This window comes from Kaustia mangrovi, from assembly GCF_015482775.1.
GTDB lineage: Bacteria > Pseudomonadota > Alphaproteobacteria > Rhizobiales > Im1 > Kaustia > Kaustia mangrovi.
Map to the genome: position 1 here is coordinate 3,827,583 of NZ_CP058214.1, position 16,291 is coordinate 3,843,873.

At 68.2% G+C, this 16,291-nt stretch carries 14 protein-coding genes; 7 read left to right on the forward strand and 7 right to left on the reverse strand.

Features of this window, described 5'->3' with window-relative positions; all coding sequences use genetic code 11:
* Nucleotides 1-5: 5 nt before the first annotated feature.
* Nucleotides 6-1,268, reverse strand: coding sequence for a hydroxysqualene dehydroxylase HpnE (hpnE, locus tag HW532_RS17990; RefSeq protein ID WP_213161787.1), 1,263 nt, complete (start codon nt 1,266-1,268; stop codon nt 6-8).
* A 155-nt stretch (nt 1,269-1,423) separates the two neighbouring features.
* Between hpnE and HW532_RS17995 the strand changes: the two genes are divergently transcribed.
* Nucleotides 1,424-1,723 (forward strand): putative quinol monooxygenase, encoded by a 300-nt coding sequence (locus HW532_RS17995; RefSeq protein WP_213161788.1) that lies wholly within the window; start codon nt 1,424-1,426, stop codon nt 1,721-1,723.
* Nucleotides 1,724-1,765: 42 nt separating this feature from the next.
* On the opposite strand, the gene HW532_RS18000 is transcribed toward HW532_RS17995, so the two are convergent.
* The 6 genes from HW532_RS18000 to HW532_RS18025 all read right to left on the reverse strand — a co-directional run bounded on the left by HW532_RS18000 (nt 1,766) and on the right by HW532_RS18025 (nt 8,950).
* A complete protein-coding gene (locus HW532_RS18000; protein ID WP_213161789.1) occupies nt 1,766-2,971 on the reverse strand; it encodes a hypothetical protein in 1,206 nt (401 codons plus the stop codon).
* A 75-nt stretch (nt 2,972-3,046) separates the two neighbouring features.
* Nucleotides 3,047-3,943 carry a presqualene diphosphate synthase HpnD gene (hpnD, locus tag HW532_RS18005; RefSeq protein WP_425491888.1) on the reverse strand — a complete coding sequence of 299 codons (897 nt, stop codon included), beginning with the start codon at nt 3,941-3,943 and terminating at the stop codon, nt 3,047-3,049.
* 36 nt (nt 3,944-3,979) lie between these two features.
* The gene (gene dxs, locus HW532_RS18010) at nt 3,980-5,902 is read right to left on the reverse strand and encodes a 1-deoxy-D-xylulose-5-phosphate synthase (protein WP_213161790.1); all 1,923 of its coding nucleotides are present in this window, start codon (nt 5,900-5,902) and stop codon (nt 3,980-3,982) included.
* A gap of 186 nt (nt 5,903-6,088) precedes the next feature.
* Nucleotides 6,089-7,246, reverse strand: coding sequence for a glycosyltransferase (locus HW532_RS18015; RefSeq protein ID WP_213161791.1), 1,158 nt, complete (start codon nt 7,244-7,246; stop codon nt 6,089-6,091).
* Entirely contained in the window at nt 7,243-8,106 is an 864-nt protein-coding gene (hpnC, locus tag HW532_RS18020) for a squalene synthase HpnC (protein WP_213161792.1), read from the reverse strand. The genes HW532_RS18015 and hpnC overlap by 4 nt, the downstream gene beginning before the upstream one ends.
* Before the next feature lie 7 nt (nt 8,107-8,113).
* Nucleotides 8,114-8,950, reverse strand: a complete 837-nt coding sequence (locus tag HW532_RS18025) for an alpha/beta hydrolase (protein ID WP_213161793.1) — start codon at nt 8,948-8,950, stop codon at nt 8,114-8,116.
* 389 nt (nt 8,951-9,339) lie between these two features.
* Here HW532_RS18025 and HW532_RS18030 point away from each other — a divergent pair, with 389 nt between their 5' ends.
* The 6 genes from HW532_RS18030 (at nt 9,340) to speB (ending at nt 16,161) form a co-directional block, all read left to right on the forward strand.
* Nucleotides 9,340-10,725, forward strand: a complete 1,386-nt coding sequence (locus HW532_RS18030) for an aspartate aminotransferase family protein (protein ID WP_213161794.1) — start codon at nt 9,340-9,342, stop codon at nt 10,723-10,725.
* A 164-nt stretch (nt 10,726-10,889) separates the two neighbouring features.
* Nucleotides 10,890-11,972, forward strand: coding sequence for an ABC transporter substrate-binding protein (locus HW532_RS18035; protein ID WP_213161795.1), 1,083 nt, complete (start codon nt 10,890-10,892; stop codon nt 11,970-11,972).
* A 224-nt stretch (nt 11,973-12,196) separates the two neighbouring features.
* Nucleotides 12,197-13,147, forward strand: coding sequence for an ABC transporter permease (locus HW532_RS18040; RefSeq protein WP_246479288.1), 951 nt, complete (start codon nt 12,197-12,199; stop codon nt 13,145-13,147).
* A 1-nt stretch (nt 13,148) separates the two neighbouring features.
* On the forward strand, nt 13,149-14,039 hold the full coding sequence (locus tag HW532_RS18045; protein ID WP_213161796.1) for an ABC transporter permease: 891 nt from the start codon (nt 13,149-13,151) through the stop codon (nt 14,037-14,039).
* Between the two features lie 14 nt (nt 14,040-14,053).
* Nucleotides 14,054-15,145 carry an ABC transporter ATP-binding protein gene (locus HW532_RS18050; protein WP_246479289.1) on the forward strand — a complete coding sequence of 364 codons (1,092 nt, stop codon included), beginning with the start codon at nt 14,054-14,056 and terminating at the stop codon, nt 15,143-15,145.
* Nucleotides 15,146-15,180: 35 nt separating this feature from the next.
* Nucleotides 15,181-16,161, forward strand: coding sequence for an agmatinase (speB, locus tag HW532_RS18055; RefSeq protein ID WP_246479290.1), 981 nt, complete (start codon nt 15,181-15,183; stop codon nt 16,159-16,161).
* Nucleotides 16,162-16,291 lie beyond the last annotated feature (130 nt).

A 16,291-nucleotide genomic window follows, 5' to 3' on the forward strand; every position in this document is an offset into this window, starting at 1 on the left:
GATTGTCAAGCACGGCGGTCGAGGGCCGCGTGCGCTGCAACCTCTCCGGAGCGTATGGCGCTTTCGATGGTGGCGGGAAGGCCGGTATCCGTCCAGTCGCCGGCCAGGAAGGCATTGTCGAGGGTCGTACGGCATTGTGGCCGTCTCGAGACGGCCTCCGGCGTCTGGCCGAATGTCGCACGCCGCTCCTTGACGACCCGCCAGCGGGGCACGGGCTCGCTCGCGATGGACAGGGCCTGCGCGACCTCGCGCCACACCTCCCCGGCGATGGCGTCGGCCGGCCGGTCCGCTGTCTCCGCGGCTGCCGAGATGGTGACGGAGGCGACGTCGCCGCGCACGAACAGCCATTGCGCGAGCCCGCCGACGAGCCCCAGGACCGGCCCGCCGCCGGAGATGTCGGGGGGACTTGAGAGCCTGTAATGCACATTGACGATGGGCTCGCCGCCGCCCGGCGTCTCGATGCCCGGCACGAGGCTGTCGGCGAGCCATGCGGGCACCGCCACGATCACCGCCTCGTCCGGGCCGACGGCGATCTCCTCGCGCGCAAGCCGCAAGGCGCGGACCCGCCCGCCGGCTGTGTCGAGCCCCATGACCCGGGTGCCGGGGCGAAGCGTCGTCCCGCGCGCCTCGAGCCAGGCGAGGGCGGGGTCGACGAAGCTGTCCGACAGGCTGTCGCGCGCGATCAGCGGACGGCAGGCATCGGCCCCCTTGGCGAAGGTCTCCAGGAGGACGGGCCGCATCAGCCGCGCGGCCCCGGTCTCCACCGGCATGTTGAGCACCGCGACGATCAGCGGTTCCCAGAAGCGGGCGAGCGCCGCCGGACCGACGCCGGACAGCGCGTCGCCGACGGTCGCGCCGGGGCCCGCGGTGAGGAGTTTCAGCCCGGCGAGATGGTCGCCGAGCCCCGTGCCCGGCGCGCGCCGCGACGGCGAGAGCACCCACCAGGGCAGGGGGCCGCGATTGGGCGCGACCGTCCAGCGCTCCCCCGTCGCGAGGTCGAGAAAGGGGAAGCGCGCCTCCTCCGGCCCGACGAGGCGGTCGCGCGCGCCGACGGTCTCCAGGAAGCCGAGCGCGGAGCGGTTGCCGGAGAGCAGCAGGTGGTTGCCATTGTCGATCACGCAGTCGAGTGCCGCGTCGTGGAACGACCGGCAGCGCCCGCCTGCGCGCGCGGCCTGCTCGTAGAGCACGGCCGGCACGCCGGCCTCTGCCAGCCGCACCGCGCAAGACAGGCCGGCCAGCCCGGCGCCGATGATGTGTGCCCTGTTCATGGAGGCCGTGTTTACTCCGGCGAGAGGGGCGTGGCCAGAGCGAGCTCTCGCCCAATCCGATACGGGACGGGGCGTTCGGCAATGTCGGGTGCATGGCCGGGCGGACATGGCGTAGTCTTGGACGGCGTCATGGGCGGTTCGGAAGGGGTGAGAGAATGCTGCTGATTGTCGGAACGGTGCGGCTGCCGCCGGAAAAGATGGCCGAGGCCCGCCCCGCGATGGAGCGGATGGTGCGGGCCAGTCGCGCCGAGGAGGGCTGCGTCGAATATTCCTATGCGGAGGACGTTCTCGAGCCGGGCCGTATTCATGTCGTGGAGGTGTGGACGGACCGGGAGGCCCTCGACGCGCATTTCGCATCCGGGCATATGGCGGCCTGGCGGTCGGCCTGGCCGGAGCTCGGCATAACTGACCGCAATCTCGCGCTCTACGAGGCCGGCGAGCCTCAATCCGTCTGATATCCGCATCGCAGGGCGTGTGCCGGTGTGGCGGCAGCCGGCCTATCCGCCTTCCACGGGCGTGCCGAAGACGACGATGGCGGTGCACACGAGCGCGAGCGCGGCAAAGCTCGCGGACCGGGCCGTGCTGCCGCGCCTTGCCGCGCTCAGCGCCGCCACCATGCATTGCAGCGCGTAATAGACGGCGAAGCAGCGCGAGGCGAAGGTGATCAGGCTGTAGACGTCGGTCTGCCAGGTGACGATCCCCGCAACGACGGCGATCAGCGGATAGATATGGCGCAGCGCGATGCGCTGTCCGGCGATGTCGTGGAGCAGGCCGCCCGCGCCGAGCGTATCGGCGATGGCCGCGCTCGACTGGCTGGCGAGCGCGCCGAACAGGACGAGCAGGGGCAGCGCGATGGAGACCGGGGCCAGCATGTCGACGATGGCGGCGACCCCGCCTGCGGGCGTCTCCACCGAAAAGAGCGGCGTCATGAGGGCGAAGAAGACGAGATAGATCGCCGCTGCCAGAAGCTGGGCGAGCTTCATGGTGCGTACGCGCAAGCCCGGCGAATAGGTGTCGCCCAGGAAGCGCGAGGTCTCGAAGCCCTGCACGAGGATGAGGAGGCCCAGGAGCACCGGCAGGCTGCTCTCCTCGAAATGGCCCGCGGGCAGAAGCGCTCCCGTCTCCCCCAGGATGTGCCAGTCATGGAGCGCCAGTCCCGCCACCAGCCCGCCGATGACGGCGAGCTTGGCCGACACCGCATAGATTTCCAGCCCCTCCACGGCACGGAAGCCGCGCCACAGCCCCACGCCGCCGATCACCGCAAGGAGCGCGGTCACGACCGTCTTCACCGCCATCCCGTCGTCGGCGATCCCGAAGGGCTTCAGCAGGAAGCTCGCGAACAGAACGAGATAATAGGCGACGGAGACGAAATAGGCGAAGGCGAGCACCAGATGGGACAGCCGCTCCAGCGATGCGAGGACGCGCCCGCCCTCATGGTCGGCGAGCAGCGGCTCCACATGGAGGATGTTCTCGCGCACCGCGCCGCCGACGAGATAGGCCACCGCCAGAAGCCCCGCCATGGCAAGCACCGCCCAGCCGCCATAGAGGTCGCGCAGGATCGGCACGGAGACCAGGAACCCGCTGCCGATGATGGAGGCGAGCGGCGTCCCGACCGCGCGCCAGAGGTCGGACCGCAGCATGCCCGGATGGAACAGCCACGCGGCGAGCCCCAGAACGGCAAGAATCGAGACGGCGTCAATCATCGGCAGGCAGGCTCAGCAGCACGTGACACGGCATATCCGGCTTTCGCGCATAGTCCCCGGGGGTCGCGTGTTGCCTCACAGGATCCCGTAGCGCAGCGCGATGGCCAGCTTCTCGGCCTTTCCGACCAGGCGCTTCGGCACGGCCGGGTCGGCGATGTCGGTGTCGGAGAGGGCCTGCATGCGGGCGAGGTTGCGGCGATAGACCTCCATCATGATGCGGGCGGGGCGCATCCTGGCGCGGTCGCAGGCGGCAAGCGCGGTCCCGGCGTCGGAGAAGGCGCGCTCGGCCTCGCCGGCAAGGGCGCGCCAGACCGCGGGATAGCGGGGCGAGGCGAGGATCGCCGGGAGGTCGCCCGAGGGCAGGCCTTCCGCCTCGATCAGCTCGCGCGGCAGGTAGAGCCGGTCACGCTCGGCGTCCTCGTGGACGTCGCGCAGGATGTTGGTGAGCTGCAGCGCCCGGCCGAGCGCGTCGGCGACGCGGCGGCCCGCCTCGCCGGGCTCGCCGAAGATGCACACGCACAGCCGCCCGACGGCGGCGGCCACGCGGTCGCAATAGAGGTCGAGCTCGGCGCGCGGCGGAGCGACGATGGGCTCGCCGGCATCCATCTCCATGCCGTCGATCACGGCCTGGAAATCGGCCCGTGCCAGCCCGAAGCGGGCGATTGGCTCCTTCAGGGCGCGCGCGACGAGCCCCTCCGGCAGGCCGCCCTCATAGAGCCGGTCGAGCGCATCCTCCCAGTCCTTGAGCGCGCGGCGCTTCTCGCCAAGCGTCCAGCCCTCGTCGTCGGCGATGTCGTCGACATTGCGGCAGAAGGCGTAGACGGCGAAGATCGCCCGGCGCTTCTCGCCCGGCAGAAGCCGCATGGCCCAGTAGAAGGAGGTGGAGGCCTGGCGCACCATGGCGTCCACGCGCCCGCGTTCCTCCGCCGTGACGGCGGGGCGGTCGGTCGCGAGATGGCTGGCAATCGTCATCGGCGGGACCCGGGACCCCGAAGCCCTGGGCGGGCCTCAGGCCTTCGCCTTCAGCTCGAGAACCTTGTGCTCCTGGTCGAGTGCCTTGAAGACCTCCGCCACGATGTCGCCCGCCATGAGGCCCGCATCCTGATACTGCTCCTTCGGCGCGCCATGGGCGATGAAGCGGTCCGGCAGGCACATGGGGCGCACGCGCGCGCCCTTGTCGAGCAGGTTGTTGGTGGCGAGATAGTGCAGGACGAACGAGCCGAAGCCCCCGACGGAGCCTTCCTCGATGGTGATGAGCACCTCGTGGTTGAGCACCAGCCGGCGGATGAGGTCGTGGTCGAGCGGCTTGGCGAAGCGGGCGTCGGCGACCGTGGTCGACAGGCCGAGGACCTTCAGCTCCTCCGCCGCCTTCAGGCACTCCCCGAGGCGCGCGCCATAGGACAGGAGCGCGATCTTGGTGCCTTCCTCCACGATGCGGCCCTTGCCGATCTGGAGCGCCACGCCGTCCTCGGGAAGCTCCACGCCGGAGCCCTCGCCGCGCGGATAGCGCAGCGCGCAGGGGCCGTCGTCGATGGACGCCGCGGTCGCCACCATGTGGACGAGCTCCGCCTCGTCGGCCGCCGCCATGAGCACGAAGCCGGGCAGGCAGCCGAGATAGGCGATGTCGAAGCTTCCCGCATGCGTCGGGCCGTCCTGGCCGACAAGCCCGGCCCGGTCGATGGCGAAGCGCACCGGCAGATGCTGGAGCGCCACGTCGTGCACGATCTGGTCGTAGCCGCGCTGCAGGAAGGTGGAATAGATGGTCGCGAAGGGCTTCATGCCCTCGCTCGCGAGCCCGGCGGCGAAGGTCACCGCGTGCTGCTCGGCGATGCCGACATCGTAGGAGCGTTCCGGAAAGCGCTCGGCGAACTTGTCGATGCCCGTGCCCGACGGCATGGCCGCGGTGATGGCGACGACGCGCTCGTCCTTCTCCGCCTCGCGGATCAGCGACTGGGCGAAGACGGAGGTGTAGCTCGGCGCGTTCGACTTGCCCTTGAAGCTCTCGCCGGTCTCGGGATCGAACTTGCCGACGGCGTGGTACTTCTCCTTGTGAGGCTGGTCGAAGGGATGACCCTTGCCCTTCTCGGTGACCACATGGAGGAGGATCGGCCCGACCGTGTCGGCATCGCGCACATTCTGCAGGATGGGCACGAGCGTCTCCACGTCGTGGCCGTTCACCGGGCCGACATAGTAGAAGCCCAGCTCCTCGAACAGCGTTCCGCCGAACACCATGCCGCGGGCATATTCGTCGGCCCGCGCGGCCGCCTTCTGGACACCCTTCGGAAAGCGCTTGGCGAGTTGCTTGCCGATATCGCGCAGCGACAGGAAGGGGCGCGAGGAGATCAGCCAGGAGAGATAGTTGGTGAGCGCGCCGACCGCCGGCGCGATGGACATGCCGTTGTCGTTGAGGACGACGATGAGGCGCGAATCGAGCGCGCCCGCATTGTTCATCGCCTCATAGGCCATGCCGGCGCTCATCGCGCCGTCGCCGATCACGCAGATGACATTGCCGTCGATATGCTTCAGGTCGCGCGCCACGGCCATGCCGAGGCCGGCGGAAATGGAGGTGGAGCTGTGGGCGGCGCCGAACGGGTCGTACTCGCTCTCGGTCCGCTTGGTGAAGCCGTAAAGGCCGTCCTTCTGGCGGATCGTGCGGATCCGGTCGCGCCGTTCCGTCAGGATCTTGTGGGGATAGGCCTGGTGGCTGACATCCCAGATCAGGCGGTCGTCGGGCGTGTTGAAGACATAGTGGAGCGCAACGGTCAGCTCCACCACGCCCAGCCCGGCGCCGAAATGCCCGCCGGTCTCGGATGCCGCGTCGATGGTCTCTGCGCGCAACTCGTCGGCGAGCTGGCGGAGCTGCTCGCGATCAAGCGTGCGCAGGTCGCCCGGCGATTTCACCTTGTCAAGCAGCGGGGTGGAGACAGTCATGGAGACAGCGGCCCTCGATTACATTCGCGCAGATTGGCTCTGCATGGCTCAATGCAGACGCGCAAACCTCATTTTGGCAAGCACTCTTAGTGCACCAACCCTCAATCTGGAACCACTTTAACATTCGCCGCGCCACAGGCAACGGCTTTCCCGGACACCGGCGAAAGCGAGCCTCATGCCCTGTCGTTACGTATCCGTTCCATAATCGCGGCCCTTCCAGGCCTCCCCGCGGCCAAGCCAGTGCCGGATTGCCGCGTGCACGGTCATGGCCATGAACAGGACGGCGGCGACCGGCAGGCTCAGGGCCACGAGCGGCGATAGCCCGCAGTAGCGCACTGTGGGCCAATAGGCAATGCTCATCAGCCCCCATGCGACAAGACCGCCTAACCCCGCCGATTCGCCCGCGGCGAGCCCGTAGAGGGCAAGAAGGGGCGGTGCCAGATAGGTCAGCGCCATGCCGAGGACGCACACGATCAGCAGGACCGTGGAGTGGCGAAGCTGCACGAAGGCGGAGCGCACGACCATCCGCCAGAACTCCGAAAGCTCGGTGTAACGGCGCTGGCTCCGGCTGTCGTCGGCAAGGCCGAGCCAGATGCGCCGCCCGCTCGCCTTGACGGCGCGGCCGAGCGCGCAATCGTCGATCAGCCGGTTCCGGATCGCGGCGATCCCTCCGATGGCGGCGAGCGCGTCAGCGCGCAGCAGCACGCAACCTCCCGCCGCCCCGGCGATTCGGCTCGACGGCGTGTTGACGGCGGGGAAGGGGTAGAGGAGCTGGAAGAAAAACAGGAAGGCGGGCACGAGCAGCACCTCCCAGAACGCCCTGGCCGGCAGGCGCACCATGAGCGAGACGAGGGCGAGCCGGTCGGCGCGCGCCTTGGCCACGAGCCCGCGCAGCACATGGGGGCCATGGACGATATCGGCGTCGGTGAGCCAGAAGAAGTCCGGCGTGCCGCCAGCCTGCGCAGCCGCGATGCCGTGGCGCAGCGCCCACAGCTTGCCGGCCCAGCCGGCCTCCAGCGGCGGGGCGGAGATCACGCGGCCGGCGCCTTCGGGAAGGGCGGCCCGCGCGGCCTCTGCCGTCCCGTCCTCGCTCGAATCGTCCACCACGACGATGGAGAGGGCCCCAGGATAGTCCTGCCGGAGAAGCCCCGCGACGGTCTGCGCGATCACGTCGGCCTCGTTGCGCGCCGGGATGACCGCGGTGACGGACGGCCAGTCGCCCCCGTCGCCGGCCCGCTCCCCGCGCAGCCGCTGGTCGGCGCGCCAGAAACCGTGCCAGAAGAGCAGCAGGCCGAGCCAGACGAGACTGGCGAGGCCGCCGATGGCCCATGCGGCCGCGGTCATCGCAGCACCGCGCCCATGACGCCCGCCACGGCGCAGCGCAGGGTCTGACCACGGGTGAGGACGACGCGGTCGGCGAGCGGGTCGCGCCGGGCGAGTTCGCCGCACAGCGCATGGGCGATCTTCACGATGACCGCCGATTCCATGGCGAGCCGACGGCTCCTCAGGGCGCCGGGCAGGGTGTCGGCGGTCGCGAGCAGCGCGCGCGTTCCCTCAAGGCAGCGGTCGACGACGCGGCGCAGGCCGGGGGGCATTGCGGGCTCGCCCAGAACGTCGACGTCGAGCCCCTCCGCCTCCAGCCATTCGGTCGGCAGATAGACGCGGTCGAGCCCGGCATAATCGTCCGCGCAATCTTGGAGATGGTTGATCATCTGGAGTGCGTTGCACAGCGCGTCGGAGGCGGGATAGCCGGCGGGATCCTCACCATGGAGGTCGAGCAGGAACCGACCGACCGGGGCGGCCGAGCGGTCGCAATAGTCGATGAGCTCGGCCCAGTCGCGATAGCGCGTCTTGACGGCGTCCTGCTTGAAGGCGGAGATCAGGTCGAGACAGTGCTGCGCGGTGATGCCGGTCACAGCCAGCGTGTCGCGCATGGCATGCGCCTTGGCGAGCCCCGGCGCTTCCGCCGTGGACCCCCGCGGGCCGGGCCGAAGCGCGTCGGCGAAGCGGTCGAGCCGGGCGACCTTGTCCTCCGGGGCGAGCGCGGGATTGTCGGCAATATCGTCAATCGCGCGGGCAAAGGCGTAGAAGACGGCCACATGCGGGCGCAGCCGGCGCGGCAGGAGCCAGGAGCCGACGGGAAAGTTCTCGTCGGCCGCGCCCTTGCCAGAGGGCGTCTCGATGGCGCCTTGGGCCCCGCTCATCGCCGCCTCAGAGCTCGGTTTCGTGCGTGCTTGCGGCGACCAGCCGGGCGAGCCGCTCGGTCATCTCGCTGTCGGGATCGGCAAGGGCGCCGATCACGGTGAAATGGTTCGCGCCCGGTGCCTCGCCATATTCGGTGCGCATGCGCGCCTCGCCCCAAACCTCGCAGATCGTGCGGCTCTGGCGGAGATATTCGTCGCTTTCCGCACCGCCCACCCGGGCGATCAGCATGCGCCCGGCGGGCGGCTCCCAGAAGAGCGGGCTTGCCGCGCGCGCCGTCTCGGCATCGAGCCGCAGGGCGTCGTTGATGCTGGTGCCCACGAGCGGCACGAGATCGAACAGCCCGCTGATCGCAAGCCCCGCCGGCACGAGATCGCGCGGGGCCTGGGGATCGAGGGCCTGCCAGTCGGTCGCGAGCATCGCCGCGGTCAGATGGCCGCCGGCGGAGTGCCCCGACATGACGATCCGGCGGCCCGTACGCCGCCACAGCCACAGGCAGGCCTCGCGAATCTGGTCGACGATATCGGGGACCGACACGGCGGGGCAGAGATCGTAGGAGGGGACGGCCACCGTCACCCCGTGAGCATTGAGGCCGCGCGCCATGTGGCTGAACCAGCTCTTGTCGAGCGCCTGCCAGTAGCCGCCATGCACGAACATCGCCACGGGCTCGTCCCCGTCGCCTGCGGAGAAGAGGTCCATGACGGCGCGCGCGCTCTCGCCGTAGGGGAGATCGAGCTCGGCGTCGCTGACATCGCGATAGGCCGCGGCATCCTCCGCCCAGCCCTGCATGACCTGCGGATGGTCCGGCACCCGCGCGCGATTGTTGTATTCCGCCTCGTAGTCCATGGTTCGCGAACCCTGCCAGATGCCGTACGCCGGGCCAAGCGCCGCGCGTGCCCGCCACCGCTCTTAATGGCCCGCGCGCGCAACGGCAAGCCCCGGCCGCCCTCGCTGTTGACGGGCGGCACGGCTTGATCGAAACTCCCTTTTATCCCGGAATGCGCGCAAAAGGGGCATGCTGGACTGTCATGTATTCGAGGATCACACGATCCGGTCATCTGATTGCGATGGGCCGCCGCACCGATCATGACGAGATCATGATCCTGTGCGCGCGCATCGACTACAATCCATAGATCCCGGCCGTTTCGCCTGCCGAAGGGCGCCGCCCCGGACCGCGCCGGTCGCGGGGCCAGCCCGTCGCGATACGTTTTTGAAGAAAAAGGATCTATGTTTCGATGACTCTCCTGGACAAGAATCTCAATCCGGTGGAGCTGGTGGCGAGCGACACCGCGCATCACCTCCACCCCTTCACCGACCACAAGAGCCTGCATGCGGAAGGCGGCACGCGCATCATCACCCACGCCAGGGGCGCATGGCTGTGGGATGCGAGCGGCAGGAAGATCCTCGACGGCATGGCCGGGCTGTGGTGCGTGAATATCGGCTACGGCCGCTCCGAGCTGGCGGAAGCCGCCTACCGGCAGATGCTCGACCTACCCTACTACAACACCTTCTTCAAGACCGCGACCGTGCCCTCCATCGCGCTTGCCGACAAGGTCGCCTCGCTGATGCCGGACCACATCAACCGGGTGTTCTTCGTCAATGACGGCTCGGAGGCGAACGACACCATCGTGCGTCTCGTACGGCACTATTTCCAGCTCAAGGGGCAGCCGGAGAAGTCGGTCTTTATCTCAAGGCGCAATGCCTATCACGGCTCCACGATGGCCTCCGCGAGCCTGGGCGGCATGGCGGCCATGCACGGCCAGGGCGGCCTGCCGCTGCCGGGCTTCGTCCATGTCGACCAGCCCTACTGGTTCGGCGAGGGCGGCGATCTCGACCCGGAGGCGTTCGGACTCAAGGCGGCCAGGGCCGTGGAGGACGAGATCCTGAGGCTCGGGCCGGAGAATGTCGCCGCCTTCATCGGCGAGCCGGTTCAGGGCGCGGGCGGCGTGATCATCCCGCCGGACAGCTATTGGCCGGAGATCAACCGCATCTGCCGGAAATACGGCGTGCTGCTGATCGCCGACGAGGTCATTTGCGGCTTCGGGCGCACCGGCAAGTGGTTCGGCTTCGAGACCTACGGCATCGAGCCGGACATCGTGCCCATGGCGAAGGGCCTGTCGTCGGGCTATCTGCCCATCGGCGCGGTCGCGATCTCCGACGAGATCTGCGATTTCGTGATCGAGAATGGCGGCGAGTTCTTCCACGGCTACACCTATTCCGGCCATCCGGCGGCCTGCGCGGTCGCGCTGGAGAACATCCGGATCCTGGAGGACGAGAAGCTCGTGGAGCACGTGGCCGACATCGCGCCCTATTTCCACGAGAAGCTCATGACGCTCGCCGACCATCCGCTGGTGGGCGAGGTGCGCAGCGTCGGGCTCCTGGGGGCGTGCGAGCTGGTGAGGGACAAGGCCACCCGCGCGCGCTTCGATCCGGTCGGGCGCGTCGGGCTCGCCTGCCGCGACCATTGTTTCGAGAACGGGCTCATCATGCGCTCGTGCGGCGACACCATGGTGCTCTCGCCGCCGTTCCCGATCACGCGCGACGAAGTCGACGAGATGGTCGACCTCGCCCGCGCCGCCTTCGACAGCACGCTTGAGGATGTGAAGGCGGAGCTCGCCTGACGACCCCGCAAGGGGCCGGGATCCGCAAAGGGGAACGCGGATGCCGGCCTCTCGTGCGACCGGGATGTTGAACGTGACAGGAGACCCGGTCAAAATCGGTTGCAGGAGTGACCGGACCATCGCGATAGAGTCGTAGCAAGACCACGCATCGGAGGGAGTTACAGATGACGAGAAGGCACAAGACCCCACTGCCGGTCAGCCGGCGTTCGTTCCTCGCCGGCACCGGCGCCGTGGCTGCCGGCGTGACCTTCATGCCGCGCTCCGGCCTGTCGGCGGAGGAGGCCAAGCTCAATTTCTACAACTGGGACACCTATATCGGCCCGGACACGCTTTCCGACTTCCGCGAGGCGACGGGCATCGACGTCACGATGGACCTGTTCGCCGACAATGACGAGCTGTTCGCCAAGCTGAAGGAAGGCAATCCCGGCTATGACGTGATCGTGCCCACGAACGACTATGTGGAGCGCATGATCACCGCCGGCATGCTGGAGCCTCTCGATCACGACAAGATCCCGAACATGGACAATATCGAGAAGTCGTTCCTCGATGCGAATTTCGACCCGGGCCGCAAATACAGCCTGCCCTATATGTGGGGCACCATCGGCATCGGCTATCGCAAGAGCGAGGTGGACGGCGTGCCGGATAGCTGGAAATGGGTCTACCAGTCCGACAAATATGCCGGCCGGCTCTCGCTCCTGAGCGAGGTGACGACCGTGATCGGCATCGCGGCGAAATATCTCGGCTACTCCCTGAACACCACCGATCCCAAGGAGATCAAGGAGGCCGAGGAGCTGCTGATCGCCCAGAAGCCCTATATCAAGGTGTTCGCGGAGGATAACGGGCAGGACCTGCTGGCCTCCGGCGAGGTGGCCCTGTGCCAGGAGTGGAACGGCGACATCCTCCAGGTCATGGCCGAGGACGACGACATCTCCTATGTCGTGCCCAAGGAGGGTGCGCTCCTGTGGCAGGACTGCCTGTGCATCCCCAAGGACGCGCCGCATCCCGACAACGCCCACAAATTCATCAACTTCATCAACGATCCGGCGGTGAACGCCGATATCGCGGACTTCATCCAGTACGCCACGCCGAATGCCGCGGCGAAGGCGATGATGAGCGACGACTACACCAAGAACCCCGCGATCTTCCCGCCCGATGCGGTGCTGGAGAAGTGCGAGCCCGCAGTCTATCTGGGCGAGAAGGCGACCAGGCTCTACGACGAGGCCTGGACGCGCATCCAGGCGGCCTGAGGGGCGCTGGAGTGCCGACGACCGGTCTCTGGTCCGTCGTCCCGGACGCCAGGCGGGGCCGGGGGCCCCTTGGCCTTCGGTCGCGAGGCTTGCGATCCGGGTCCATGGGGCGTGCCGGGATTGACGTGGCCGCCCGATGGATCCCGGATGGCCCGGCCTGCCGGCGCCAGCGGCGATGCCGGGCAAGCCGGCTTCCGGGATGACATGTCAGGACCGCGTCGCGTGTGGACGCTGGCGTCGTTAGCGGGTTCTCGGGGATGGAAAGCTGGAGTAGAAATCGGCTGGTCTTCTGGGTCCTGAACCTGCCCGGAACGGTCTGGCTCACGGCCTTTTTCCTGGTTCCGCTCGGCATCATCTGGGTGCTGAGCTTCGGCGAGAAGACGTCCATCGTCGACATCGCGATCACCTGGACGCTCGACAACTACGCCCGCGCGCTCCAGCCGATCTATCTGGAGATCGTCTGGAAATCGGTGTGGATCAGCGCCGTGGCGACCCTTGTCTGCCTCGTGGTCGCCTACCCGGTTTCCTTCCTGATCTCCTTTGCCCCGGGGCGCTGGAAGGCGCTCTTGCTGCTGGCGGTCATCCTGCCCTTCTGGATCAACATGCTGATCCGCACCTATGCGCTGATCGCGGTGTTCCGGCGCCGCGGCTTCGTCAATTTCGGGCTGGAATGGCTGTGGGAGAAGGCCAATGCCGGGCTCGTCCTTCTGGGGCTCGGCCAGTATCACCTCATCGGCCAGGACTTCGAGCCGCTGCCGCTGCTCTACAACAATTTCGCGGTCATCGCCGGGCTCGTCTATGTCTACATGCCGTTCATGGTCCTGCCGCTCTATGCGACGGTGGAGCGGCTCGACAAGTCCTATCTGGAGGCGAGCCTCGATCTCGGCGCGAGCCAGACGCGGACCTTCTTCTCCGTCACCGTGCCGATGACCATGCCGGGCGTCGTCTCCGGCATCATTCTCGTCTTCATCCCGTGCCTGGGCACGTTCCTGACGCCCGACCTCCTCGGGGGGACCAATGCGCAGATGATCGGAAACGTCATCGAGCGCCAGTTCAAGTCCGCCAATGACTGGCCGTTCGGGGCCGCGCTCTCCTTCCTCTTGATGTATGCCACCTTCGGCGCGCTCGCGCTGCGCGCGCTGTTCGCCGGGCGCCAGCGGGGGATGGAGGTGTGACATGAGCACCGAGACCGCACGCCCCGCCTTGACGACCCCGGCCCCCGCCGGCCGCCGTGCGCGCGGGCGCGACGTGGCCGGCCCGCTCGACTTCCACCGCCGGCTCTGGCTCCGGATCGTCATCGCCGCGACCTTCCTGTTCCTCTACGCGCCGATCGTCACGCTGATGGCGTTCTCCTTCAACGATTCCCGGCGCAACATCGTCTGGCAGGGCTTCACCACCGACTATTATGTGCGCGCCTGGAACAACGCCTCGCTGTTCGAGGCCTTCATGAACTCCATGACCATCGCGGTCCTCTCTACGATTGTCTCCACGATCATCGGCACGCTGGTGGCGCTCGCCCTGTGGCGCTTCCGCTTTCCGGGCAAGGCGATATACGAGGGCTTTATGGCGTTGCCCATCGTGGTGCCGGAGATCTGCATGGGCGTGGCCATGATGGCGTTCTTCGCGCGCGTCGACTGGCCGTCGGGCGGCGGCTGGCCCTTCAACCTGTCGGCGGTGACCATCGCGCATATCTCCTTCAGCTTCCCCTTCGTGGCGATCGTGGTGCGTGCCCGGCTCGCCGGCTTCAACCGGGAGCTGGAGGAGGCCTCGAAGGATCTCGGCGCCAGCGAGTGGCAGACCTTCCGGAACGTCATCGTGCCGTTCCTCAAGCCGGGGCTGGTGGCCGGGGCGCTGCTCGCCTTCACGCTGTCGCTCGACGACTTCGTGATCACCTTCTTCACGACCGGACCGGAGGCGGTCACCTTCCCGGTGAAGGTCTATTCCATGGTCCGCTTCTCGGTGACGCCGGAGGTCAATGCCGCCTCCACCGTGCTGATCGTCATCACGGTTATCGCAACCATCTTCGCCGTGCGCCTGCAGGCGCCGGACCGCCAGGGCGCGCAGTGAGGCGCGAGGGGGACATGAGTGTGAGCGACGACGCCATCATCTCGATCAGGGCGCTGACGAAGCTGTTTCCCGGCGTGACCGCCGTCGACGAGGTCTCCTTCGACATCCGGCCGAACGAGTTCTTCGCCCTTCTGGGCCCGTCGGGCTGCGGCAAGACCACGCTCCTGCGCATGATCGCAGGGCTGGAGATGCCGACCTCCGGCGAGATCACGATCGACGGGCAGGACATGGCGCTCACCCCCGCCAACCGCCGGCCGGTCAACATGGTCTTCCAGTCCTATGCCGTCTTTCCGCACATGACGGTGGAGGAGAATGTCGCCTACGGGCTGAAGGTCGTCGGCACGCCGAAGGCGGAGATCGGCCCGCGGGTCGAGGAGGCGCTGCGCATGGTCCAGCTGGAGCAGCTCGCCAGGCGCAAGCCCGACCAGCTCTCAGGCGGCCAGCGCCAGCGCGTCGCGCTCGCCCGCGCGCTCGTGAAGCGCCCCAAGGTGCTGCTGCTCGACGAACCGCTCTCCGCTCTCGACGCCAAGCTGCGCGACCAGATGCGGCTGGAGCTGACGCGCCTCCAGCACGCCGTCGGCATCACCTTCATCATCGTGACCCACGATCAGGACGAGGCGCTGTCCATGGCCGACCGGATCGCGGTCATGGAGGCGGGTTGCGTGCGCCAGATCGCGACCCCGACGGAGCTTTACGAACAGCCCGCCTCCCGCTTCGTCGCCGACTTCATCGGGCGCGTCAACCTGCTGGACGGCGAGGTGACCGGCACGCGCGACGGTATCGTGGAGGTGGAGACGCGGGGGCTCGGCCGCATCGCGGTCGCCCATGAGGGACCCGTCTCCGGCAAGGTGTGCGTCGCCGTGCGGCCGGAAAAGCTCACCGTCTCGAGCGCCGAGCCCACGGACGCGCCGATCCGCGCGCAGGGCAAGGTGCGCGACGTCGCCTATTACGGCAATGCCAGCCATGTCTTCGTGGAGATCGCGGAGGGCTTCGAGCTCACCGCCAATGTACAGAACCGCTCGCGGCGCATCGAGGGCGACTTCAGGCCGGGCGACACCGTATGGATCTCCTGGGCGAGCGAGGATACGCTGCTTCTGACCGAATAGATCCACCACCGGACAGGACGACACGGGGACCTTCGATGAGCGATACGGGCGGGCCGGGCGACCAGGCGTTCCGGCGGACGGATCTGCGCGGCACGGGGATCGAGCCGAGCTATGCGGGCGCGCTGTCCTTCATGCGGCGCAAATACACCCGCGATCTCGATGGCGTGGATATCGCCGTCTCCGGCATCCCCTTCGATCTGGCGGTGACCAACCGGCCGGGCACGAGGCTCGGGCCGCAGGCCGTGCGCGCGGCCTCCGTGCAGCACGCCTGGGGGCCCGTCTGGCCGTGGATGTTCGATCCCTTCGACACGCTCGCCGTCGCCGATTACGGCGACTGCTGGTTCGATCACGGCACGCCCGGCGCGATCGGGGACGCCATCGAGCGCCATGCCCGCGCGATTCTCGACGCGGGCGCGGAGATGCTCACCATCGGCGGCGACCACTATGTCACCTATCCGCTGCTGCGCGCCCATGCGCAGGCCCACGGGCCCCTCGCGCTCATCCAGTTCGACGCCCATCGCGACGTGGAGCCGGACGAGGGCGGCCGCATCGACCACGGCACCATGTTCGGCCATGCCGTCCGCGAGGGGGTGATCGATCCGCAACGCTCCGTCCAGATCGGCATCCGCACGACCTATCGCGGCGAGCGCCGCTACGGCATGACGATCCTCTATGCCGACCGTGTGCACGAGGCGTCGGCGGAGGAGGTCGCGCGCGAGATCGCGCGGGCCGTCGGCGGGGGCAAGGCCTATCTCACCTTCGATATCGACTGCCTCGACCCGGCCTTCGCCCCGGGAACGGGCACGCCCGTGCCCGGCGGGCTCTCCACCCATCAGGCCCTGTCGATCCTGCGCCGCATGACGGAGATCGACATTGTCGGCGCCGATATCGTGGAGGTCTCCCCACCCTTCGACACGAGCGAGATCACCGCCAATGCCGCCGCCATGATCGCGCTCGACTATCTCTGCCTGAAGGCCTGGCGCAAGGGCGCGCGGGGCCAGCCGATCGAGGACTAGGGGCGTCTGCGGTCAGGCCTGGCTCCGTCGTGCTCGAAATGCCGGGGCGTTCCGTCTTCGGGTGCGCTGGCTGTCCAAAAGGGCCGTTGCTGTAGGTGGAAACGCCGGATGGATGCCCGCCTTCGCGGGC